This is a genomic window from Gottfriedia sp. ABJ_BB2_2, from assembly GCF_055484705.1.
Genome location: NZ_JBVFKR010000005.1, coordinates 161,508 through 185,968, shown reverse-complemented (window position 1 = coordinate 185,968; position 24,461 = coordinate 161,508). Strand labels below are relative to the sequence as shown.

Sequence of the window (24,461 nt, the reverse complement as noted above, 5' to 3'; positions counted from 1 at the left end):
CTATCTACAAACTATTTTGCGATTAATTCACGTTCAATACGTACAAGCTTATTTTTTAAGCTGCCGTCAAAAATACGATTTCCAACACGAACTTTGTATCCACCAATTAATGAAGAATCAATTTCGTTTGTGATTCGTATAGAATTTTTACCTAATTTCGAAGCGAATAAAGCTCCGATTTTTTCTAGTTCTTCAGAAGTCATTGCCGTCACAGAGTAAACTGTTGCATCTGCGATATTACGATTTTCATTCGCAATTTTCACATACTCAGTTACTAAGTTTGGAATGATGCTTAAACGTTGGCGATCAACTAGTAAGCAAACTAGGTTAAGTACAGTTTCAGAGATTGAAGCAAATGTCTCGTTTAATACAGACTTTTTGCTTTCTTTTGTGATTCCAGGATGTTGTAGAAACTTATGTAACTCATTGTTTTCTACATATTCCTTTTTCACAACTTGTAGGTCATGTTCAACAGTTTCTACTAAATTTTGTTCAATTGCTAATTCAAAAAGAGCGTTTGCATAGCGTTTTGCAACTAATTCGTTACTCATTTCGCTTCGCCTACTTCTTTAAGATATTGATCAAAAATAGCAGATGCGTCTTCAGACTTCACTTCTTTTTCAAGTACTTTAGAAGCAATTAATACAGATAATGAAGCAACTTGTTGTTGAACTGATTGTATTGCAAGCTCTTTTTCGCGAGTAATTTCACGCTTAGCGCTTTCTTTCATGTTTTCAGCTTCAGACTTTGCTGCTGCAACGATTTCTTCACGTTGTACATCAGCTTGCTTTCTAGCTTTCTCAAGAAGCTCACGAGCTTCTGTACGAGCTGCAACTAACTCTTGCTTTTGCTCTTCAACTAGTTTCATTGCTTCAGCATTACTTTTTTCAGCTGAATCTAATTGATTAGCGATGTGACTTTCACGTTGTTTCATAATTCCCATTACTGGACCTAATGCATATTTCTTTAATAGTGCAAGTAGGATTACGAAGATTAATAATTGAAACACGACATCGCCCCAAGGTACTCCGCCATGCCCTGCTTCGGCTAATACGAATAGTGATCCGTTTAACACAAGCCTTCACTCCCTTCAAGGGTTTCATTTAATGATTTTATCTTTTATAACAGAGCTCTAGATTACTTACTAATCTAAGCTTAACTTTCAAAAGGAATTCCTTATAACCTATTAAGTGTCATAAAGGAATGGCGAAGTAAATGTGAACACAAACTTCGCCATTTTTTAACTAATTGTATAATCTTACGCTTTACCGAAAGCCATGAATGCGATAACTACCGCGATGATTGGAAGTGCCTCAACTAATGCAACCCCGATGAACATTAAAGTTTGAAGAGTTGAACGTAATTCTGGTTGACGAGCAACACCTTCTACTGTACGTGATACAATTAAACCGTTACCAATACCTGCACCTAGTGCACCTAAACCTATTGCGATTGCCGCTGCGATTAAAGCCATTTTAAATTTCCTCCTTCTTATACCTAAGAAATATATTTTTATTTTAATTTTAACGAACTAACTATGTTATTGAGCAATTAATGCTCGTCCGCCACTTTATGTGACAGGTAAACCATTGTTAACATTACGAAGATAAACGCTTGGATCGAACCAACGAATACAGAGAACCCTTGCCATACAAGCATTGGTACTGCTGCAGCGATTGTCCAAAGAATACCCTCTCCTGCACTTGTTGCATAAGCATGTGTTCCCATTGTTGCAAGTAATCCTAATAAGATTTCACCTGCAAAAATGTTCCCGTAAAGACGAAGACCTAACGTTAATGTGTTTGCTAACTCTTCAATAATCTTTAGTGGAAATAAGAATCCCATCGGCTGGAAAAATCCTTTTCCGTAAGCCTTAAAGCCTCTCATTTTAATACCATAATAATGTGATAATCCAACAATAAAGATTGCTAGTGATAACGTAATTACTGGGTCTGATGTAGGTGATTTCCAAACTGATTTTCCATCGACTGAAATATCGAATGGAAGACCTAACATATTCGAAACAAATATGTACATAAGTAATGTCACACCTAATGTAAGGAAGCGACCACCAGTTTCCCAATCCATTGTACTGTTGATAATGTTTTTAACGAAATCTATAACCCATTCTAAAAAGTTTTGCTTTCCTGATGGGCGAAGTTGTAGACTTCTTGAACATGCAATTGCGATGATAAAAACAATTACTGCAGCAATGGTAGTCATCAGAACATTTGTTAAAGTAAAGTGTAAACCAAGAAAATTAAAACCATAAGTGCCGTGTTCCAATTTATTCACCTCTCTTCCTTGCAAAAGACGTATGTTGTAATGCAAAATTTATCATAATGACAAGATGTCCTGTCATTAGTCCCACCGTTAATGCCGGTATATTGACAAAATCGTCATACCGAAGGGCGATGACCATAGCTAGAGCCACCGCTGAAAGACAAATTACAGTACCAAGTGAACGAACTTTCTGTTGCTTTAAAACTCGATCAAAAAAGGTATTTATCTTTCTGTGTAGAATCCATATACAGTAAAAGCTAGTTACGATACCGAGAATATAACCTGTAAAGATTGTTTTATAGTCGGTAAATGCCCATCCTAAAACTGCAAGGGCAGTAATGTATAACATATCTCGTGCGAAACGTCTAAAATGTTCTTTTTGCATGTAACTAGTCCCCTGGAGTAAATTGCTTAATTAGCTTAAGTGTGCCGTATATACCAGTGAGTAATCCTAACAGTAAACCGATAATCATAAATACTGGAACAGGCCAATCAAAATATGTGTCAATCCATCTTCCGAGAAAGATTCCTATTAGAATTGATCCAACAAGTTGAGCTAGAATGGAAGACATGAGTGCCATTGCTTTAAGAGGATGTTGATTGTTGTTTTTCATAGCCAATCCCTCCACGTCAATTTTCATTCTTTCCCAAAAAATTGCCAAAATTCTTATCATGGTTTATGATACAACAAATATTTATTAAAATCTCCACATTAAAGCTAAGTTCACAAAATGTTCACATATTCAAAATATTTAATTAGAAAGGGTTTACATTCAATAAAAACCCTTTTAAACATTCATGTTAAGCATACAATATGTTACAAAAATGTGTCAATTACTTAAATTAAAAAACTATTAAAATTCGCTTACCAATTTTTAGTCTTCGACATATACTCTAGAAACATTTACATATGATTCAGTTGCACTCTCATATTGTTTACGTTTATAAAAGATCACAAACTTGTAAATACCGCTTTTCGGGAAGTTTTTTAACACCAACTCCTTCTTTATAATTCCGCGCTCACTGTTCTTTTGTTGATCAATGACATCTATTAGTCGAAATGTCTCTGCTTCAAAAACTGCAATCTTAAATTCTTCGACTTTACTCGGTAAATATAATTCATATTTATAGCTACCCTTACCTTTCCCTTTCACCCTACCAAAGTGAAATCCCATTACAGTCGGAAAATTCGGTTCTCCTTGTAGTAATAAGTAAGGCATTCGTAATGTTTCATCTGGCGTACTAATCGTAATTGCTCCATCATAAAATCCATCTTTTAAAACCTTTGTATCCACCTCCGCATGAAGCTTGATGGACTTTGAGGTGTTTGCTGGAATTGTGAAAGGCTTTGGTAATACCCATTTTATTCCGTTAACCTGTTGATTATTTATCGCCATTACTTGTTTTGCTTTATTTGATTTATTAGAAACCCTAACAGTGAATTCTTTCTCTACTGGTGTGCTTTCTTTTTTTGTAACACCTAAAGATAATGATGTAGGATAAAGTGTAGTTTCAGTTTCTAAAGCTTTATCAATATCCAATCTACCGGCACCTTGTTCATATGAATGATAGATCGTTTTATTATTCTTATATAATGGTGTTGCCGTATTGACAAGGACGCTTTTTAAATCATCCATACTCCAATTTGGATGTAATTGTTTTAGTAAAGCAGCTGCACCTGCTACATGTGGGCTTGCCATACTCGTACCTTGTAATGATAAATAACCTCCAGGAATTGTACTTTTAATTTGCACACCAGGCGCTACTAGATCTGGTTTCATTTGCCATGTCCCAGTAACTGGACCTCTTGAACTAAAATCCGCTAGCACATCAACCTTTTTTTCCTGCCCCGTCATTGCGATCGTTTTACCCTTTTCTATCTCTTTTTGAATCGCTAATCCTACTTTTCTTGAGACCGTGGCAGCAGGGATTTTTATATTCCCTTTGATTTGACCTACAAAATCGCCCTCTACATTATTAAAGACGATCACTGCTTTCGCACCCGCTGCTTCTGCATTTTTCACCTTATCCGTAAATGTAAGCTTCCCTCTTTCTAGCAATACGAATTTATTTCTCACTCTCTTCATTTCATTCTTATCTCCGTACTGTTTAAAAACAATTTTACCCTCTAAATTCCTTGGCCATTTGGAAGATCCGATCATAGGGGTAATTATTTGTTCCTTTTCTTTTATGTGAATAGAAGGGAAATATAATGGTGGATAGCTGGCACCTACCGATAGTGCTTTTGCAGCAGTTGCAGGTGACCCAACTGTCCATAATCCAGGACCAGAGTTTCCTGCTGCAGTAATTGCTAACACACCTTTTTCAACTGCCTTGTTTAAAGCAATACTAGTTGGCCAATCCGGTCCATTTACTTCATTACCTAGAGATAAGTTGATAATGTCGACCTTATCCTTTACCGCGCGTTCGATTGCAGCCAACACCGTTTCTGATGTTCCTACTCCACCTGGACCAAGTGCTCGATATGCATAAATTTGTGCTTTTGGTGCTACACCTTTTCTTTTACCATTTGCAGCAATTACACCTGCGACATGCGTACCGTGGAACGTACTTCTTTCCTCAAGTCTTGTCTCCATTGGATCTTTATCCTGGTCTATTGTATCGTATCCACCACTATAATTAGTTTTTAAATCTGGATGTCGATAATCAACTCCTGTATCAATTATCCCTACTTTAATACCTTCACCCGTAATGATTCTACCTCTTTGATCTCGATAATTCTCTGCTTCATCTGCACCGATAAAAGGAATACTCTCCTCTACGTGTGCTTTATATGTAGTTACGAAATGAAAGTCATTTACTAAAGGCATTTTCGCTATTTGAGACAGTTCTTCTAGTGAGCCAGATACGGAGAATCCATAATAAGTTTCAGTAAATTTTTGTCTAACCTTTATATTAGGGTAATTTTTCCCCATGTATTTTAGCGCTTGTGTTAACATCCCATCTTTAATCGAAAATAACGCCACTTTTTTCTGCTGATCTTCTGCAAAAACAGCATAATTTTTTATTGGAACAAGGAAGAAAACTAGACATATAATTATTTTAAAATAATATTTTTTCATTCAATGAACTTTCTCCTTTTTAGACATTTATTTTCCTATATCATTTCTCACTACTCCTTCATTCATGTATAAAAAGGAAATTTTCTCTAAAGAGAACATAAATTTCTAGTTACCATTTAAGTAGTTCAACCAAAGTCTTGTTATGCGAGCATTAATAATATAAATGACCCAATAAAAAAAAGACTAACAGATTAGGAACATCCCTAAAAGTTAGTCTAAAAGCTTACTACATATTTCAAACACTTCATTAATTTTTTAATTCCGCCTGGTTAAAAAGTTGAAATTTTTTCTGATTTACAACTGCTTTTATCTCATTAATCACAAAGTATAAAACAGCAGCGCCTAAAATAACAATCCAAGTTTTCGTTACGACTTCATTTTGCCATACACCTAGTATCATTAAGAATGCAGGAAGAGTGATTGTAATCCAAGATTGTATCATGGCAACAATTCCTGTATATCTTTCTATTTTCTTGCCTAACACTAAGCCTGCAAAAAATAAATACCATAAGTAAGCCCAAAGAACCCATAACAATCCGTTCACAATATCAAGAATAAGGATAAAGCTCACTAATGCATATAAAACAGACATAATTGAAACCCAAAGTGAAAACCATCCTAAGCCAGTGCCATTAAAACCTTTTAAATTTGTAAAACCATTATATAAGTAAGTAATTCCGAAAAAGAAAATACAAGCAAGATTATATAATTCCCACTTGCCATCTCCCATGTTCGTTAATAAATACAAAGGAATGATTACTTGTAATGCACCAACAAATATATTTAAAAGTGATGCACTTTTAGCATCGGCTTTATTTAGTAATACAAGACTATTTAAAAATAGAGTCGCACCAGATAAAAGTAATCCTACAGTTGCCATAGCGATTCATCTAATAAGAAAGTAATGATCTTATTAAACTCAACCCTCCTAGAAATATGATATAACGTAAAAAAGTACAAGCGCTTGATATAAAATCAAACGCTTGGATAAATTTAATTTAAAACGATACCTACAATAATCGCTGTTAATACACTTACTAATGTTGCACCGAATAATAATTTTAAACCAAAACGCGCTACAACATTACCTTGTTTTTCATGTAAACCTTTAACTGCACCTGCAATAATACCGATTGAAGAGAAGTTAGCGAATGATACTAAGAACACAGAAACGATTCCTAATGTACGTGGGCTAAATTCTTTTGCTTGTTTACCAAGATCCATCATAGCTACGAACTCATTCGACACTAACTTAGTAGCCATAATACTACCAGCAGAAACTGCTTCTTTAAACGGTACACCCATAATGAACGCAAATGGAGCAAATACATAACCAAGAATTCCTTGGAATGAGATACCGAATATCATATCAAAGATATTATTAACCGCACCAATGATTGCAACGAAACCAATTAACATAGCCGCAACGATAATTGCTACTTTAAATCCATCTAAAATATATTCGCCAAGCATTTCAAAGAATGTTTGTTTTTCTTCTTCTTGAACTTCTAAAATATCCTCTTCAGCTGTTACTGTGTAAGGATTAATAATTGATGAAATAATAAAACCACCAAATAAATTTAAAACAATAGCAGTTACAACATATTTTGGCTCGATCATTGTCATGTAAGCACCAACGATTGACATAGATACTGTTGACATTGCCGAAGCACATAATGTGTAAAGACGATTTTTAGGTAAGTGTCCTAATTGTTTCTTAACTGAAATGAAAACCTCTGATTGTCCTAAAATAGCTGAAGCAACAGCATTATAAGACTCTAATTTACCCATTCCATTAATCTTACTTAAAACTAAACCAATGTATTTAATAATGAATGGTAGAACTTTTGTAAATTGTAAAATACCAATTAATGCTGAAATAAATACGATTGGTAATAATACATTCGTGAAGAAAGGAAAAGCTCCATCATTTGCTAGTCCACCAAATACGAAGTTAACACCTTCAGCAGCATATTCTAATAATTTACCAAATCCATTTGAAATACCTTTAATTAAGAATAATCCAACATTTGTATTTAATAATAAGAAAGCTAAAACGATTTGAATAACTACCATGATTAATACTGGGCGATATTTTATGTTTTTACGATCGCTACTAGCAACAAAAGCTAGTCCAAATACAACTAATAGCCCAATAAGTGCGATAATGTATTTCATGTTACTCTCCCCCGAGATTTTGATTATTTTTATATAAGCGCTTTCAAAACGTACACAGTTTTAAACTTGTAAGATGTCAGACAAGTAAAACGCTTGTTAGATGTCAGACAACTATTAATCTACTATATATTAAACTTCTAAATCTTTCGAGCTAAATAACCCTGGTAATAATTGGTTAATTGTCGTTTCAGCGATGTCACCCTTTAAGTTCGTTAAAAATACTTTCGTGTTTTCATCACTAAATTCAGCAATAACCTGTCTGCATGCACCACAAGGAGAAACTGGTCCCTCTGTATCACCAACAATTGCGATCGCTTCAATTTTACCTGATCCTTTACCGTTAGCTACTGCACTAAAAATGGCTGTTCTCTCAGCACAATTTGTAAGACCATATGAAGCGTTTTCAACGTTACAACCAGTAAACACTGTTTGATCATTCATCATAATTGCTGCGCCTACTTTAAACTTTGAGTAAGGAGCATATGCATTTTCTCTTGCTTTTATAGCTTCATTAATTAAAGATTGTGTATTCATTTCTTTTTCACCTCTAATGAATAGTTTGGCAATTCATTTAAAAGTGTGTGAGTTTTGTCTTCGCTTTTACATATTAACAATGAATTTCAGAAAGAGCAATAACCCACACACTTTTTTGTAAATTAAATATATTTAGAAATTAATAAGCTGTGTTTGCTTCTTCACCTTGAACAATCTTAACACCTGAGCTAGTACCGATGCGAGTTGCACCAACAGCTACTACATTCTCAAGATCTTTTAAGTTACGAACTCCACCAGAAGCTTTTACGCCTACATTTGCACCAACAGTTTTACGCATTAATGCTACGTCTTCAACTGTTGCTCCACCTGTTGAGAAACCAGTAGAAGTTTTCACGAAGTCAGCACCAGCTTTAACTGATAATTCACAAGCTCTAACTTTTTCTTCGTCTGTTAATAAACAAGTTTCAATGATTACTTTTACTAAAGCTTTTCCTTTAGCAGCTTCAACAACCGCACGAATGTCTCTTTCTACTAATTCGTTATTGTTGTCTTTTAATGCTGCAATGTTAATTACCATATCAACTTCATCTGCACCATTTTCAATAGCATTCTTTGTTTCAAATGCTTTTACTTCAGGAGTGTTTGCACCTAGAGGGAAACCAATAACTGTACATACTTTTACAGTTGATTCTTTTAATAATTCACTAGCATATGAAACCCATGTAGGATTAACACATACAGAAGCAAAGCTAAATTCTTTAGCTTCTTCAGCTAATTTTGTAATTTCTTCTTTTCTTGCATCTGCACGTAATAACGTATGGTCAACTAAATTTGCGTAACTCATTTGGGTCACTCCTTAATTAATTTATAATGTAATGGAAATGAAGATGTCATTTCCTTTTTGATGTTACTAATTGAATATGCTTTTACTATATCACCTTCATGAAATTTTGTAAAACATAAATTGAACTTATGTTCATGGTTAGTTTTTCCTATAAAAAAACCTATTTATGATTAGTTTTTCAACTAAACATATATAGGTCTTTACTCATTATTTATTTCCAATAAACGCTTAGCTGTAAATTGGTCAGTAATTAAAATATTGGCGTATTTACCAACTAAGGCGCCGTGAATCGCATCAGTTTTTTTCTCCCCACCTGCCACCAGAATGGACTTTTCCTTATTTCTTAACTCATCTAATTCAATACCAATCGTTCTGCTATTAAGCAAATTTGAATAGATCTGTCCTTTTTTATCAAAAAAGCGTGAGCAGATATCCCCTACTGCATACGTTTGTATGTCCTGCTCTTCTTCTTCATTAAAATATCCGACTCTAAACAATAAGGCGTCTTTTTTTACAGTGCCGACTGTAAATATTCCAATATTAGACTGTTTACCAAGCTCAATTAACCTTTCAATATGGCGGTCTGATTCCACCATTTGCTTTACTTGTGGATTATCGAAAATGACTGGTAGCGGTAAATATCTAGGAATTGTATTAAACGCCTCAGCGAACATATTTACAGTTTCAGATGCATATGTATTCGTTTTCGAATAGCTGATTCCGCCATTTAACTGAATAACTTCTACGCCTTTTACAGACTTCTTTTCTAATTTTTTAGCAATGTGATACATTGTGGTCCCCCAAGTAACCCCTACAATATCACCATCATGTACAAAATCACCAAGTACATCTGCAGCCTTTTTTGTAATAATTTGTGTGACTTCACTGTAATCATCAATTGGTGAATAACAAACCTCAACTGATTGTAAATTATATTTCTTTTTTAATTCTTTTGCTAAGTCATGATTATCTTCTAATGGGTCAATAATTTCGATCCGTACATACCCAAGTTCCTTTGCTTGTTGAAGTAATCTCGAAACAGTTGGTCGAGAAATACCTAATTTATTAGCAATTTCTTGTTGACTAAAATCTGAATCATAATACAATCTTGCTGCATCTATTATTAACCGCTGTTTTTCTAGTGACATTCCACTTTTATCCCCTTTTTTAGCCAAAACAATTTCCGAAACAAATTTTTAATTATTATAACTCTAAATTTAATTTATACCAACATTGTTCTTTTAGACTTTTCCAATTTATATTAAATAAAAAAGCTTTCCTTAAAGGAAAGCTTGGTGTGCAGACGTTCACAAAATTTAAAAGTCTGCGTTTATTATTTTGTACCGAATAAACGATCTCCTGCATCCCCTAATCCAGGTACGATGTAACCATGATCGTTTAATTTTTCATCAAGTGCAGCTATGTAAATATCTACATCAGGATGTGCTTGTTGTAAAACTTCAACACCTTCTGGAGCAGCAATTAAGCACATAAACTTAATATTTTTAGCACCACGTGTTTTTAATGAGTTAATCGCTTCAACAGCAGATCCACCTGTAGCTAGCATAGGATCGATTACAATGAAATCACGTTCTTCTACATCCGTAGGAAGTTTAACATAATATTCTACTGGCTTTAATGTTTCTGGATCACGGTATAAACCTACATGTCCAACTTTTGCTGCAGGTACAAGTTGTAGGAATCCGTCGACCATACCTAAACCTGCACGTAAAATAGGAACAATCCCTAATTTTTTACCTGCGATTACTTTTGATTTTGCAGTTGCAACTGGTGTTTGAATTTCAACTTCTTGTAAAGGAAGATCTCTAGTAATTTCAAATGCCATTAACCCTGCCACTTCATCTACTAAAGCTCGAAATTCTTTTGTTCCAGTATCTTTACTACGAATAAGTGTAACTTTATGCTGAATTAACGGATGATCAAAAACGTATACTTTACTCATTAATATCGCTCCTTGCAAAGACTTAGTAATATATTATCTTTAAAAAGAATACCGAAAGAGATTAAATAATTCAAGTCACATCTTAAAATCGTTTTCATTTCATTTGTCTTTTTTATAAAACATAGTCCTTATTAACATGTTCAAAAGTATATCAGAATAATAAAACACAGGAAAAATACCTCTTCAATGCGTTAAGAAATAACTACTTTAAAGAGATATTTTTTATTTTTTATAAACTTGTTGTATTCATAAACCTACAAGCCTTACGAGTGTTTTAGAAACCTTTTATATCATTTGTTTACTTTTTATATTTAAATTAGGAAATTTTGATGTAATATATTTGCCAACAAAAGTATCCAGTCCAAATTTTCCAGCATTTGAACCCGCGATTATAATAAAGATACCTAATAAAACTAGTTGTGGATTTGTACTTGTCGTTCCACTAAATAGGAACGCAAAATTCATAACTAGCCCAAAGAACATCGCAGTTTTTGTAAAGCATCCAAGAATTAAACCAAGTCCTACAGCAAATTCTCCAATTGGCACTAGGAAGTTAAATAAATCTACATTCGGTAAAGCAAAACTTGATAAAAAGTCAGCCCACCACGGTTGTACTGCTGGATGATCACCAGTCGCACTACCAATTGCTCCTTGTAGAAATCCTGTTGCATCAAATCCCTCTCCAGTTAATTTACCCCAGCCTGCATCTAACCAAGAATAGCCTAAGTAGAGACGAAGCACCGTTAAAACACCGGCTGCTATATTATTTGTTCTTAAAAAGGTAATAAACATAATCTTTTCCTCCGTCAATTTTATTTATGATTACACTTATATTTTAACTAATTTAATCCTTACATTGTGAACTTTTTCACAAGTTATATTGAACTTATTGTGTCTATAATCACATAATTCCTACTATTCAAAATAAAAAAGTAGCCATTATAAATGGCTACTTTGATTGATTAATATGCAGGATATAAAACGTATTTACTTGATAATGCATCAACGCGTTTACGTGATGTTTCAAGTACTTCTTCATTTTCGTGATTTTTTAATGTATCTGCAATAATAGAAGCTATTTCATCCATGTCTTCAAGTGTAAATCCACGAGACGTAACTGCAGCTGTACCAATACGAATTCCACTTGTTACAAATGGACTCGCTGGGTCAAATGGAATTGTATTTTTATTACAAGTAATACCCACTTCATCTAATACATGTTCTGCAACTTTACCAGTTAATTCTAATGAACGAACATCAATTAAGATTAAATGATTGTCAGTACCACCAGATACTAATTGGATTCCTTGAGCCTTTAATGCTTCAGCTAAACGGTTTGCATTATCAATGATCGCTTGAGCATACACTTTAAAGTCATCTTGTAAAGCTTCACCAAATGCTACTGCTTTAGAAGCAATTACGTGCATTAATGGTCCACCTTGAATACCAGGGAAAATTGATTTATCGATTGCTTTTGCATACTCTTCTTTACATAAAATCATTCCACCACGTGGTCCGCGTAATGTTTTATGAGTTGTCGTTGTAACAAAGTCAGCAAAAGGTACTGGATTTTGATGAAGTCCAGCAGCTACTAAACCAGCGATATGTGCCATATCAACCATTAATAATGCTCCTACTTCATCAGCGATTTCACGGAATTTTTTAAAGTCGATCGCTCTTGGATATGCACTTGCACCAGCAACAATAAGTTTCGGCTTATGCTCGCGAGCTTTTTCTAATACATCTTCATAATTAATAACTTGAGTTTCTGGGTCTACTCCGTACTCAACGAAGTTATATTGAAGTCCACTAAAGTTTACAGGACTTCCATGAGTTAAATGTCCACCATGTGATAAATTCATACCTAATACTGTATCACCATGTTTTAAAATCGTGAAATAAACTGCCATATTTGCTTGAGCACCTGAATGAGGTTGTACATTTACATGCTCTGCTCCAAAAATTTCTTTCGCACGGTCTCTAGCAATATTCTCAGCGATGTCTACGTATTCGCAACCACCATAATAACGTTTACTTGGGTAACCTTCAGCATACTTATTCGTTAATACTGAACCTTGTGCTTCCATAACTGCTTCACTAACAAAGTTTTCTGAAGCAATTAATTCAATTTTAGAACGCTGTCTTCCTAATTCTAATTGAATTGCTTCATACAATGATGGATCTTGCTTTTTTAAGTTTTCCATGGCTACATCCCCCTTTTAATAAAACACGAACATTATAAGTATAAATCAATATTATCATTCGAAAAAACGACCGAATTCCATTATATCTTACCATGATTTTCAATAGAAATAAATCTTTTATCTTTGATTCTATATAACATTTCGTCCTAGAAGCTCATAAATCCTCTTTCACTATCTCTTACAAATTAATTTCTTCTTCAAGGGAATAGATCGCTCTTTCTCCTCCAATTAATTTTGGGCGAGTTTTCGCGACTGAAATATGAGCTTGTCCAACTTCTTTTATACTAGTTCTTAATGGAACTGCGACATGTTTTAAATGCATTCCAATTAATGTATCACCAATATCAATTCCAGCATCAGCTTTAATAAACTCTACAATCACTGCATTTTCTAAGTTTCTATAAGCATAAGAAGCTAGCGCACCGCCAGCTGTTCTAACAGGTGTTACTGTAACTTCCTCTAATGACTGTTGTTTCGCCGTCGCTTTTTGAACAACAAGTGCTCTATTTAAATGTTCACAGCATTGAAATGCTAATTGCACTCCAGTCTCATTTTGAAACGCTTTTAACGATTCAAATAATACTATTGCAACCTCCATTGTCCCAGATGTACCAATTTTTTTCCCACTTACTTCACTCGTACTACAACCAACTACCAAAATATGTTCACTAGTTAATGTAACTTGTTCCTTAAGCTCAGATAAGAGTGTTGTCATTTGTTGTTTTACTAAACTCAATTCTTCAACCATTTCATAGTCCTCCATTTATTAAGGTTTATTGATTTTTTGAATTAAAAAAACCGATAATCTTCAAAAGCTTTTCGGATTAACGGCTAGTTTGTTTTATTTCATTACATTTGTTTTTCGTATTCTTTAATTTTATTTACTCGATTCTCGTGGCGTCCGCCCTCAAATTCAGTTGATAGCCAAATTTTTGCTATATCTCTAGCTAAGCCTGGCCCAATTACTCGTTCACCCATCGCTAGCATATTACTATCGTTATGTTCTCTAGTTGCTTTCGCACTAAAAGTATCATGTACTAACGCGCATCGAATACCTTCAACTTTATTCGCCGCAATTGACATACCAATTCCTGTTCCACAAACTAAGATACCGCGGTCAACCTCACCACTTGCAACCATTTTAGCAACTGGAAAAGCATAATCAGGGTAATCCACAGATGTACCACATTCACAACCAAAATCCTTATATTCAATACCCATTTCATCCATTAAATTCATAATTTCCTGGCGTATGTTAATTCCACCGTGATCAGATGCTATTGCTACTTTCATATAACAGTTACCCCCGTAATTACTTCAAGTTATATACTACTTTTTAACATTAAATATATTTCTCTTCTATATTACACTATTATGTTCAGATAATGGGATACTAATTACGCTTTTAACCACTCAATCTTCATCAATTTTATTAATGATTTTCTTTACTAAACCTTCAAGTTCATTCAAAGTATTTTCATATTTCATTAATGAACCTCCATAGGGGTCCGAAATTTCTCTATGATTTCCGTTCGCATACTCATGTAATGTAAATATTTTCTCTTCATAATTAGGATATTTGGAGACTAAGAACTGTTTATGATTCGCAGTCATTGTTAATACATGCGAAGACCAATTTAATAAATCCTCAGTCACTTGCTTCGAGGAATGATTTATTGATATACCCTTATTGTTCACTGCAGTTATTGCATGCTTAGAAGCTGGTTCCCCAGGCATTGCAAAGACCCCTGCAGATTTTGCTTGATGCCTATCATTCCCATAATGATTTAGAAGAGCTTCTGCCATCGGGCTTCTGCAAGTATTCCCTGTACATACAAACAATATGTTTTTCATAAACTTCCTCACTTTCTGAATCAGATCTTTCAAGTTATTTATACATATACATCGTTTTTTGATCTATTTAATAATAAACCATTATTTCTCATAAGTATCAAATCTTATTACTTGTTTTATACCACAATCCCCTAAAAACAAAAAAGGATGGAGCCAATGTTATTCAATAGCCCATCCTCTTTTCTATTCATTATGTAGAAAAAAATAATAATTTAAGCCCAAATAATAGTAAAACAGAACCACCTAGTAATTCACCAAACTTACCTAGTTCTTGCTCTACTCTTCTACCTAATAGTAAACCTGCCCAAGTTAAAATTGTACTAATAATACCAAATAAAAGAATCGTTAACCATGTTTTTGCACCAAATGTACCAAGGCTGATCCCAACTGAAAAACTATCAACACTTACACTGAAGGCAAATAACAATAAACCAATTCCAGTTGGAGAAAACTTATTTTCTTCCTTACCAAATAATGTGGAATATATCATGTGAAATCCAATTCCTAGTAACAATACCCCACCAAGTAGTACTGATATTCTTCCAAATTTATCTGATAGTTCATATCCAATAATCATTCCTAAAAGAGGCATAATGACATGAAATAGTCCTATAACAAATCCTATATTTAAAATTTGTCTAAACTTTAATTGGATAACACCCATACCTAATCCAACAGAGAACGCATCTAAACCTAGTGCAGATCCCATTATCGTTAATGTAATCATTTCTTCGATTAATGTGCTACTCATGCTTTCCCTCCTAGGACTTGCTATTAAAAGATATGCAAGTCCCACCAATCATATGAGGGATATTAATAAATTTTAATCATTTTATTAAAACTACACTTTTTTATTCAGAAATAATAGAATGTCCACAAGCTTTCCACAATCGATTCATAATTGCAATTCCAATTCCTTCGTAAGGGAAAGATTCACAAAAAATAATATCCACATTCTCTTCGTTAAATTGACGAATACAATCATAAAGAGATGCAGCAACTGTCATTAAGTCATTTCGTTTTCCACAAGCTAGTACTACATCAGCTTTATATTGGTTAACGTTCTCTTCAGTTGTTAAAATGCCTACTATTTTTCCTTCTATCTTTGCATTGTGTATAAGTTTGTGTATAAATTCCATACTCCCATTTACTAGATGCATTTGTGCATCTGGAGCATAATGTTTGTATTTCATTCCTGGAGACTTTGGTGCTTCAGTTTCTTTCACAGTCGCCGGGTCAATCTCCACATTTGAAACAACTTTTTTTATCATTTCTGGTGTAATACTGCCAGGTCTTAGAATTGTGAATACATCTTGGGAGCAATCAATTACTGTAGATTCTAATCCTACTCCAGTACTTCCGCCATCAACAATACCTGCAATCCGGCCATTTAAGTCTTCATATACATGCTTTGCTGAGGTAGGACTTGGTTTGCCCGAAGTATTTGCACTTGGTGCAGCGATCGGTAAACCACTTGCCTCAATTAAAGCAAGCGCAACTGGATGATCTGGCATTCTAACTCCGACTGTGGATAAACCTGCTGTTACAAATTTGGAAACTTGTTTTTTACTTTTTAATATAATCGTTAATGGACCTGGCCAAAAAGCCTCCATCAACTTTTTCGCACCATCTGGAATTTCTTCAACTAGCTCATCTAGCTGCTTATTATTTGCAATATGTACGATTAACGGATTATCACTAGGTCTTCCTTTTGCTTGAAAAATCAGTTGAACTGCTTCATCTGAAAAAGCATTTGCTCCTAATCCATAAACTGTTTCCGTTGGGAAAGCAACAACTTGTCCAAGTTGTAATATTTTGGCTGCATCCACAATCTGTGGGTAAACTTTATCTTTATTCACAGAATTATCCACATTCCAATATTTAGTTTCCATGATTAACACCTCGCTTAAAAGTGAATATTAGTGTATATATTACAAATTTAGACAATACAAAATGAATGAAAAGCAAGTTTTATCCACAAATTGTGGATAAAACTTGCTAATTTGTGGACAACTTTGTGTATAGTTCTTTTTGATATACTAATACATTTTCATTCTTAATTGTATTTTGATAATGTTCCATTTCTTTAATATGAAGTGAAACATCGTTCTCATCTGTCGGTTGAAATCCTAATAAAAGGAATAAATCTTGAACAACATTTTGCTTAGTTAATAAATAAACATGAGAGATCGTTTCCTCTTTTAGTTTATCTAGAACACTTTGTAAAAAGACTACCATATGCTGTGAATAAATGGTAGGTGCAACTACTAATGATCTTAATAGTGCTTCATTGTTATACTGTTCATAACCAATTACAGCCTGTGCTGTTCCAACCTCGTCCTCTAATATAAAAAAGGATTCCTGTTGTTCTTGAAGTCCATTTGTAGAAAGTCCAGCTTGTCCTAAAAAAGAAAAAATCGTTTCAAAATCTGAAGGTAAAGATGATCTTATTTTCATGAAAGAACCTCCCTAATATGCTTGTAATACTTTATGCACATAGGGAGATTCCTAGAACTAAAATAATTGTTTGAACATGTGGACAAAAAAGCTTTCAACTTTAATATCTTCTTCTTGTTCTACTGCTGGAATCGCTGCTACCTCTACTTCTTCTTTAGAAGTGTCTTCTTGAATACTAGATTCTACACCAGTAGACGATTCATTTTCATTTGATTCTTCCTTTAAATATGAAAACCCTTTTCCTTCTTCTGGTTCTTCAATCTTTGTTTCTTCTTCTACCTTTTGTTGTGATTGAAGCGATTCAACAGTTGCATCACCATTTGAAAAATCTAAGAAACATAGTGGTGGAAATAATACGCACCACCAGTTCGCACCTTGACCAGCACCCAGTTTGATTAATACAGCTTCATAGTCACCTGCTGGGTATAAGAAGCTACCGTATAACTTTGTTGGGAATTTTACTTTTTTAGAATACGTAATCGTAAATATTTGCTTAGAACCTTCTTCATTTAAGACTCGTTGGACCGTTTTCTCTAAATCTGGTATATGACTTTGAATGACTTTTTGCCCTTCTTCAAAGCTCGTTAAATCTTTAACCCAAGTATTAATTTGAGCATTCACTTCATCTCTAACTTTACGTTTTAATGCCTGATCTCCACTAGAATCACTATTTGCTAGAATTCGTAATCGAACTGCCTTCTTAGGAATCACAACCATTTCATTCCCTTTTGCGTTTGTATCTTGAAGTGGCACTAAAACAGCCGAACTGATTAATAATATGATAAATAAAGAAATTATTTTATAAGTAGTTTTCATTTTAGATTTCTTTTTAGTTCTCATTTTATCTCCACCATCCCTCTAGGAAACAGTTTAGACAAAATGATTAATTCTTAAACACTACTATTCTATTTTTTTGTATCCGAACTGATTGCATGCCTAACTGATTTCTTCTTAGGTTTGATTAAATCATTTTTAATATAATCAATAATGATTTCTGCAACATTTATACCGGTACATTTCATAATTGCCTTCATATGCGCATTAGAGTTTACTTCACAAACTATTGCTTCATCATTCTCTCCAAACAATAGATCAATGCCCGCGAAGTCCACCCCTAAAATGTTTGCGCATCTTAGTGCAAGTTCTTTTTGGGACTCAGTCGGTTCGTACGCAAATGCATCCCCACCTAACTCAGCATTTGCACGAAAATCCGTTTCAGAACTACGTAGCATTGAAGCGACTACACGATCTCCAACAACATAAAGACGCATATCTCTACCTTTACTAGATTCAATAAACTCTTGGTAAAGATGAGGGACATATTGTAATTCATCTACTTTCTCCAGAAATTCTTCGCGATTATGAATTAAATACACTTGCATCCCAAAAGAACCATAAGATTCTTTTAGGACAAATGGATAACCTAATTCTTGCTCAACGACATCATAAAAAGAGTAGTCTGTAATTTTACAGCTAGGATAAACTAATGGAGCATTTATCGTTTTAGGCATTGGCACTTCATATTCAGATAAAATTTGGTAAGTTAATGACTTATTATCACAATTTTTTATTGCTAAAGCAGAATTATATACTTTAAATCCCATAATCTCTAAATGACGAGCTAAAGCTGTATCTTTGTCCCAGTATATAATAAAATCTGGCTTTTCTTTACTGTATAATCCTTTTAAGATTGGCTTTCCCTTTTCAATAACAGGGACCAATTCATGATGCTTTACTAATTTTGTATTTAGACCTTTTGTTGCACAAATCTCTTGCAAATTGAAGAATAAATCCATAAATTTTGAGGACGTAACATGTCCATTGTAAACAATCCAGCCATTTAAACTTGTCATATACTCACTCAACTTTCTTAACGAAATCATTCAAGCGTAAGTTTAGTAATTCATTTCATCATATATACCATACGATCTTTGCCGTTAATATCAAAGACAACTTCAACCTGTGCGTCATTAAAGGCATTTTTTAATATAGTTGCAACCGGTTCTCCTTGACCAATTCCCACTTCAAAAGCTACTAATGCTTTACGATTTAGAACTTTAGGTAAATCAGTTGCAAATCGACGATAAAAATCAAGTCCATCTTCACCACCAACTAGTGCACGATATGGCTCATGCTCCTTTACAACTTCATCTAATTGTAACCAATCTTCATGAGGTATATATGGTGGATTAGACACGACAATATCTACTTTTTTATTTTCATCTATAAAATAATTTAACAAATCATTATGCAGAAAGTTGACTTTCGCCCCTAAATGAAGTGCATTTTGCTTGGCTACCTCAATTGACTCTTCAGCAATATCAACAGTATGAACTGTTAGTTGTGGATTTTCAAGTGCGAGTGTAATTGCGATTGCTCCACTACCTGTCCCTACATCAACAAGCTCTAAATGATCAGTTTGTTCCCAGAGTTTATGAATACGATTTAGAACACCTTCAACTAATTCTTCTGTTTCAGGTCTAGGAATTAACACTTCATTGTTTACAATAAATTTTCTTCCATAAAAATATTCGTATCCAATTAAATATTGAATTGGTTCACCTTCAATATGTTTTTGAATCATTTCTTGAAATTGTAACCACTGCTCTTCTTTTAAATCTTCTCTCATATTCGTCAGTAATTGCGTTCGGTTGTAATCTAAAATATGCATTAATGCTATTTCGCCCACATTTTCATCTCGTCCGTGTCTTTGTAAAAAAAGAGAAGCCCATTTTAGGGCTTCGTATATCTTTGTTGTCATTATTGACTTTGTTCCATTCTTTTTGCTTGATCATCCATTATTAGCGCATTGATGATTTCGTCAATTTTACCTTCGACGATTTGATCAAGCTTTTGAATTGTTAATCCAATTCGATGGTCAGTAACACGGTTTTGTGGGTAGTTATAAGTACGAATACGTTCAGAACGATCACCCGTACCAACAGCTTGTTTACGGTTTTGATCATATTCTGCTTGAATTTCTCGTTGGAATTTATCATAAACTCTTGCACGAAGAACTTTCATCGCTTTTTCTTTGTTTTTAATTTGTGATTTTTCATCCTGACATGATACAACCGTATTTGTAGGAATATGTGTTAAACGAACTGCTGACATTGTCGTATTTACTGACTGTCCTCCAGGTCCACTTGAAGCAAATGTATCTACACGAATATCTTTATCATGGATTTCAATTTCAACTTCTTCAGCTTCTGGTAAAACAGCAACAGTTGCTGTAGAAGTATGAATACGGCCACCTGATTCCGTTTCAGGTACACGTTGAACTCGGTGAGCTCCATTTTCAAATTTTAACTTCGAAAATGCACCCTTACCATTGATCATAAAGATAACCTCTTTAAAGCCACCTAATTCTGTGTAGTTACCTTCAATAATTTCTGTTTTCCAACCATTTACCTCTGCAAATCGGCTGTACATACGGTATAGTGTTGCAGCAAATAACGCTGCCTCATCTCCACCAGCTGCACCACGAATCTCTACGATAACGTTCTTATCATCGTTAGGATCCTTTGGAATTAGTAAAATCTTTAACTGTTCTTCAAGCTCTTTTGATTCTGCTTCAAGTTCATTTAATTCTTCTTTTACCATTTCGCGCATATCAGCATCAAGTTTATCTTCAAGCATTGCTTTTGCGTCTTTAATCTGTTCTTTTACAGATTTATATTGACGGTAGGCATCAACTGTTTCTTGAATATCTGACTGTTCTTTAGAGTATTCACGTAACTTCTTTGAATCGTTTATTATTTCTGGATCACTTAATAATTCATTTAATTTATCATAACGATCTTCTACTGCTTGCAATCGATCAAACATAACTTTCACCTCGACATTTTCGTCTTAATATAGTTACTTTATAGTATTGTTGATTTTTTACTTAAGAATGAATACTTTCTGATTCATTATCTATATATTAGGTAGCAAAAAAGATAGTGCTAGAAAGGCCAAACTTAATCATTTTGGTTTTGGAATGCTGGTTCTGTTCGATGAGAATTTGTAGGTACTTCGTGACAGTGGCGACATCTTGGCTCATAAGATTCAGATGCTCCTACTAAAATAATAGGATCCTCAAATAAAGCCGGCTTACCATTAATTAATCTTTGTGTTCTACTAGCCGGTGAGCTACAAACAGCACATACTGCATTTAATTTTGTTACATGCTCAGCAATGGACATAATTTCAGGTACCTTTCCGAATGGTAACCCTCTAAAATCCTGATCAAGACCTGCGCAAATAACTCTTTTACCCATATTGGCTAATTGCTGAACAACATTAAATATCTCATCATCAAAAAATTGAATTTCATCTATTGCTACAACCTCAACATCATCTGTTACATACTTAAGAATTTGTGATGAGTGTGTTAGTGCATAAGCAGGCACCTTCATACCTGTGTGAGACACAACTTCAACTTCACTATATCGATTATCAATCGATGGTTTAAATGTTACACAACTTTGTTTAGCAAACTGTGTACGACGAACACGGCGGATCAACTCCTCTGATTTACCAGAAAACATACTCCCGCAAATCATCTCTATCCAACCATTTTTTCTCATCATAAACATTAAGAGTCTCACCTTTCTAAATCAGTTCTATGTCTAATTACATTATTTTAAAATTTAAAATGCTCTAAGATCTTTCATGTAAGTATTTATTTCAATTTATATAAAAATTCTTTTTATGAATTAAATTATTATGTTAAAGGACTATAAATGCGTAAAAAAAGCAGGCAAAGTAGCAATAACTCGCCTGCTTTTCATCTTTATTACCTTAAGACTTAAGACCGTATTTTTTGTTGAAACGTTCAACACGTCCTGCAGCGTTAGCAAATTTCTGACGACCAGTGTAGAATGGGTGAGAGTCAGAAGAAACCTCAACTTTGATAAGAGGGTAAGTGTTACCATCTTCCCATTCGATTGTTTCGCTAGAATATTTTGTAGATCCGCTTAAGAACTTGAAGCCAGTGTTAATATCCATAAACACGACTTTCTTGTAATCAGGATGAATATTTGCTTTCATGTTTTTCATCTCCTTCCGCCCTGAAATCCTAGAAATCAGAGTTATCAAATCATGTGTATACCACATAATTTACATTTAACATACAAATGAAATTATAGCAACTAACCCGGGAGAATGCAACCCACTATTTTTCAAACAGGATGCCTATATCTACCAACTATTTATTAGTGACTGGTGTTTTTTTACTTTCTTCTGTCATCGTATTAAAGAATTCTTCATTTGTTTTTGTTTGACGAAGCATTCTAAAATATCTTTCAACAAAATCAGGTATATCTGACATAGTCTTCCTCATTAGCCATAACTTGTCTAAATGATCTTTAGGGATTAACAGATCCTCTTTACGTGTACCAGATCTGCGTATATCAATAGCTGGGAATATTCTACGTTCAGCTAGTGAACGATCTAAATGTAGCTCCATGTTCCCTGTTCCTTTAAATTCCTCATAAATAACATCATCCATACGTGAGCCTGTGTCAATTAATGCTGTAGCTAGAATCGTTAAGCTACCACCTTCCTCAATATTACGGGCTGCACCGAAAAAGCGTTTTGGACGGTGGAATGCAGCTGGGTCAATTCCTCCAGATAATGTACGACCGCTTGGTGGAATGACTAAGTTGTATGCTCGAGCTAGACGAGTAATACTATCCATCAATATGATGACATCTTTCTTATGTTCTACTAATCTCATAGCACGTTCTAATACTAACTCAGCTACTTTAATATGGCTATCAGGTGTTTCATCAAATGTTGAACTAACAACATCACCTTTAACAGAACGTTCAATATCGGTTACTTCCTCTGGACGTTCATCAATTAGTAATACAATTAATTCTGCTTCCGGATGATTAGTTGTAATACTGTTTGCAATTTCTTTTAATAGTTCAGTTTTACCTGCTTTTGGAGGAGCAACAATTAAACCACGTTGACCGAATCCTACTGGAGCAATCATATCAATAATACGAGTTGAAAACTTCGCTGGGGTTGTTTCAAGCTTCATTTGTCTATTTGGATATAATGCAGTTAGGCCAGGGAAGTGAACGCGTTCTTTTGCGTTTTCAGGATCATCACCATTAACCGCTTCCACTTGTAGTAATCCAAAATATCTTTCGTTCTCTTTTGGTGGACGTACTTTTCCAGAAACTTTATCACCATTACGCATATCAAATCTTCTAATTTGAGATGCAGAAATATAAATGTCCTCTGAACTTGGTGAATAATTGATTGGACGTAAAAATCCATATCCTTCAGAAGGAATGATTTCTAGTACACCTTCCATGAATAATAATCCATCTTTTTCTGCTTGCGCTTTTAAGATGGCAAATATTAATTCTTTTTTTGTCAATTTGCTGTAATACGAAATCTTCATTACTTTCGCATGTTCATACAAATCTTTTAACTTCATGTTTTCTAATGCAGAGATTGTTAAACTCATACAACACCACTCTTTACTTTTATTCAATCATATAAGGATTATCTTAATTCGGAAGGTTATTTAGAAGGTTTTTTGAAGGAAACTTACATAAAGTAACTTATTCTTTAGTGTAACCTTTTCCCCTAAAAATATTCTAAGTAATTAGAATTAATAGGTTTACTATCTATTGAGATTATAATTCGAAAGGGTTTTTTATGCCAACTATTTTTCTATCTAATAAATTAACAACTCTTCCCTTTGGAAAATAAAGGAAAGAGTTGTTATACCAATATATTCTTAAATGCTCTTATATCTGATAAAGAAGTATGTTTATTTCCGCTTCAGGTTGCTCGCTTTCCATGGGGCGGCAGTTGAGCCTCCTCGACGCGATGCGTCTGTGGGGTCTCAACTTTCCCGCATCTCCCATAGGAGTCGAGCATCCTTCCGCTCCAATCAACTTCTTTAAAAAACATAATCAATAATTAATGCTTATTTTCTAATATAGATGTCATTGATTCTACTTCAGAATGCTTAATTTCCGTGGGCGTGAGTTGAGTCTCCTCGACGCGATGCGCCTGTGGGGTCTCAACTTTCCCGCATCTCCCATAGGAGTCGAGCATCCTTCCGCTCCAATCAACTTCTTCAAAGATTAAAC

28 protein-coding genes are annotated in these 24,461 nt (G+C 34.2%); all 28 read right to left on the bottom strand.

Annotation, left to right across the window (positions count from 1 at the left end; all coding sequences use genetic code 11):
• Nucleotides 1–11 precede the first annotated feature (11 nt).
• On the bottom strand, nucleotides 12–551 hold the full coding sequence (locus ACX6U0_RS13425; protein WP_464960419.1) for a F0F1 ATP synthase subunit delta: 540 nt from the start codon (nucleotides 549–551) through the stop codon (nucleotides 12–14).
• Nucleotides 548–1,075: a F0F1 ATP synthase subunit B gene (gene atpF, locus ACX6U0_RS13420; RefSeq protein ID WP_464960418.1), complete on the bottom strand. Its 528-nt coding sequence runs from the start codon at nucleotides 1,073–1,075 to the stop codon at nucleotides 548–550. Before atpF ends, ACX6U0_RS13425 begins: the two co-directional genes overlap by 4 nt.
• Nucleotides 1,076–1,258: 183 nt before the next feature.
• Nucleotides 1,259–1,474 carry a F0F1 ATP synthase subunit C gene (gene atpE / locus ACX6U0_RS13415; protein ID WP_025568599.1) on the bottom strand — a complete coding sequence of 72 codons (216 nt, stop codon included), beginning with the start codon at nucleotides 1,472–1,474 and terminating at the stop codon, nucleotides 1,259–1,261.
• Nucleotides 1,475–1,551: 77 nt separating this feature from the next.
• Nucleotides 1,552–2,286: a F0F1 ATP synthase subunit A gene (atpB, locus tag ACX6U0_RS13410; protein WP_464960417.1), complete on the bottom strand. Its 735-nt coding sequence runs from the start codon at nucleotides 2,284–2,286 to the stop codon at nucleotides 1,552–1,554.
• Nucleotide 2,287: 1 nt separating this feature from the next.
• Entirely contained in the window at nucleotides 2,288–2,668 is a 381-nt protein-coding gene (locus ACX6U0_RS13405; protein ID WP_088001391.1) for an ATP synthase subunit I, read from the bottom strand.
• Between the two features lie 4 nt (nucleotides 2,669–2,672).
• Entirely contained in the window at nucleotides 2,673–2,897 is a 225-nt protein-coding gene (locus tag ACX6U0_RS13400; protein ID WP_464960416.1) for an AtpZ/AtpI family protein, read from the bottom strand.
• A 261-nt stretch (nucleotides 2,898–3,158) separates the two neighbouring features.
• On the bottom strand, nucleotides 3,159–5,366 hold the full coding sequence (locus tag ACX6U0_RS13395) for a S8 family serine peptidase (RefSeq protein WP_464960415.1): 2,208 nt from the start codon (nucleotides 5,364–5,366) through the stop codon (nucleotides 3,159–3,161).
• Between the two features lie 247 nt (nucleotides 5,367–5,613).
• Nucleotides 5,614–6,246, bottom strand: coding sequence for an AmiS/UreI family transporter (locus tag ACX6U0_RS13390; RefSeq protein ID WP_464960414.1), 633 nt, complete (start codon nucleotides 6,244–6,246; stop codon nucleotides 5,614–5,616).
• A gap of 113 nt (nucleotides 6,247–6,359) precedes the next feature.
• On the bottom strand, nucleotides 6,360–7,544 hold the full coding sequence (locus ACX6U0_RS13385; RefSeq protein ID WP_464960413.1) for a NupC/NupG family nucleoside CNT transporter: 1,185 nt from the start codon (nucleotides 7,542–7,544) through the stop codon (nucleotides 6,360–6,362).
• Nucleotides 7,545–7,673: 129 nt separating this feature from the next.
• Nucleotides 7,674–8,078: a cytidine deaminase gene (locus ACX6U0_RS13380; protein ID WP_464960412.1), complete on the bottom strand. Its 405-nt coding sequence runs from the start codon at nucleotides 8,076–8,078 to the stop codon at nucleotides 7,674–7,676.
• Nucleotides 8,079–8,217: 139 nt separating this feature from the next.
• Nucleotides 8,218–8,883: a deoxyribose-phosphate aldolase gene (gene deoC, locus ACX6U0_RS13375; protein ID WP_464960411.1), complete on the bottom strand. Its 666-nt coding sequence runs from the start codon at nucleotides 8,881–8,883 to the stop codon at nucleotides 8,218–8,220.
• 200 nt (nucleotides 8,884–9,083) lie between these two features.
• Entirely contained in the window at nucleotides 9,084–10,031 is a 948-nt protein-coding gene (locus tag ACX6U0_RS13370; RefSeq protein ID WP_464960410.1) for a sugar-binding transcriptional regulator, read from the bottom strand.
• Between the two features lie 185 nt (nucleotides 10,032–10,216).
• Entirely contained in the window at nucleotides 10,217–10,846 is a 630-nt protein-coding gene (upp, locus tag ACX6U0_RS13365; protein ID WP_464960409.1) for a uracil phosphoribosyltransferase, read from the bottom strand.
• Nucleotides 10,847–11,131: 285 nt separating this feature from the next.
• Complete coding sequence (locus tag ACX6U0_RS13360) at nucleotides 11,132–11,638, bottom strand: DoxX family protein (protein WP_464960408.1); 507 nt, start codon at nucleotides 11,636–11,638, stop codon at nucleotides 11,132–11,134.
• Nucleotides 11,639–11,808: 170 nt separating this feature from the next.
• On the bottom strand, nucleotides 11,809–13,050 hold the full coding sequence (locus tag ACX6U0_RS13355; RefSeq protein ID WP_464960407.1) for a serine hydroxymethyltransferase: 1,242 nt from the start codon (nucleotides 13,048–13,050) through the stop codon (nucleotides 11,809–11,811).
• A 178-nt stretch (nucleotides 13,051–13,228) separates the two neighbouring features.
• On the bottom strand, nucleotides 13,229–13,813 hold the full coding sequence (locus tag ACX6U0_RS13350; protein WP_464960406.1) for a TIGR01440 family protein: 585 nt from the start codon (nucleotides 13,811–13,813) through the stop codon (nucleotides 13,229–13,231).
• A gap of 86 nt (nucleotides 13,814–13,899) precedes the next feature.
• Nucleotides 13,900–14,343, bottom strand: a complete 444-nt coding sequence (rpiB, locus tag ACX6U0_RS13345; protein ID WP_464960405.1) for a ribose 5-phosphate isomerase B — start codon at nucleotides 14,341–14,343, stop codon at nucleotides 13,900–13,902.
• Nucleotides 14,344–14,463: 120 nt separating this feature from the next.
• Nucleotides 14,464–14,904, bottom strand: coding sequence for a low molecular weight protein arginine phosphatase (locus tag ACX6U0_RS13340; protein ID WP_464960404.1), 441 nt, complete (start codon nucleotides 14,902–14,904; stop codon nucleotides 14,464–14,466).
• Between the two features lie 190 nt (nucleotides 14,905–15,094).
• Nucleotides 15,095–15,655, bottom strand: a complete 561-nt coding sequence (locus ACX6U0_RS13335) for a manganese efflux pump MntP (RefSeq protein WP_192603580.1) — start codon at nucleotides 15,653–15,655, stop codon at nucleotides 15,095–15,097.
• A 100-nt stretch (nucleotides 15,656–15,755) separates the two neighbouring features.
• Nucleotides 15,756–16,796 (bottom strand): L-threonylcarbamoyladenylate synthase, encoded by a 1,041-nt coding sequence (locus tag ACX6U0_RS13330; RefSeq protein ID WP_464960403.1) that lies wholly within the window; start codon nucleotides 16,794–16,796, stop codon nucleotides 15,756–15,758.
• A 106-nt stretch (nucleotides 16,797–16,902) separates the two neighbouring features.
• On the bottom strand, nucleotides 16,903–17,361 hold the full coding sequence (locus ACX6U0_RS13325) for a GNAT family N-acetyltransferase (protein ID WP_464960402.1): 459 nt from the start codon (nucleotides 17,359–17,361) through the stop codon (nucleotides 16,903–16,905).
• Nucleotides 17,362–17,418: 57 nt separating this feature from the next.
• Nucleotides 17,419–18,201, bottom strand: a complete 783-nt coding sequence (spoIIR, locus tag ACX6U0_RS13320; protein WP_464960401.1) for a stage II sporulation protein R — start codon at nucleotides 18,199–18,201, stop codon at nucleotides 17,419–17,421.
• Nucleotides 18,202–18,266: 65 nt separating this feature from the next.
• On the bottom strand, nucleotides 18,267–19,214 hold the full coding sequence (locus tag ACX6U0_RS13315) for an ATP-grasp domain-containing protein (RefSeq protein WP_464960400.1): 948 nt from the start codon (nucleotides 19,212–19,214) through the stop codon (nucleotides 18,267–18,269).
• 50 nt (nucleotides 19,215–19,264) lie between these two features.
• Nucleotides 19,265–20,122 (bottom strand): peptide chain release factor N(5)-glutamine methyltransferase, encoded by an 858-nt coding sequence (gene prmC / locus ACX6U0_RS13310; RefSeq protein ID WP_464960399.1) that lies wholly within the window; start codon nucleotides 20,120–20,122, stop codon nucleotides 19,265–19,267.
• Nucleotides 20,122–21,189 carry a peptide chain release factor 1 gene (gene prfA / locus ACX6U0_RS13305; protein ID WP_142283112.1) on the bottom strand — a complete coding sequence of 356 codons (1,068 nt, stop codon included), beginning with the start codon at nucleotides 21,187–21,189 and terminating at the stop codon, nucleotides 20,122–20,124. The genes prmC and prfA overlap by 1 nt, the downstream gene beginning before the upstream one ends.
• A gap of 134 nt (nucleotides 21,190–21,323) precedes the next feature.
• A complete protein-coding gene (locus tag ACX6U0_RS13300; protein WP_464960398.1) occupies nucleotides 21,324–21,941 on the bottom strand; it encodes a thymidine kinase in 618 nt (205 codons plus the stop codon).
• A 205-nt stretch (nucleotides 21,942–22,146) separates the two neighbouring features.
• Complete coding sequence (locus tag ACX6U0_RS13295) at nucleotides 22,147–22,395, bottom strand: type B 50S ribosomal protein L31 (RefSeq protein ID WP_088001434.1); 249 nt, start codon at nucleotides 22,393–22,395, stop codon at nucleotides 22,147–22,149.
• 157 nt (nucleotides 22,396–22,552) lie between these two features.
• On the bottom strand, nucleotides 22,553–23,827 hold the full coding sequence (rho, locus tag ACX6U0_RS13290; RefSeq protein ID WP_088001436.1) for a transcription termination factor Rho: 1,275 nt from the start codon (nucleotides 23,825–23,827) through the stop codon (nucleotides 22,553–22,555).
• Nucleotides 23,828–24,461 lie beyond the last annotated feature (634 nt).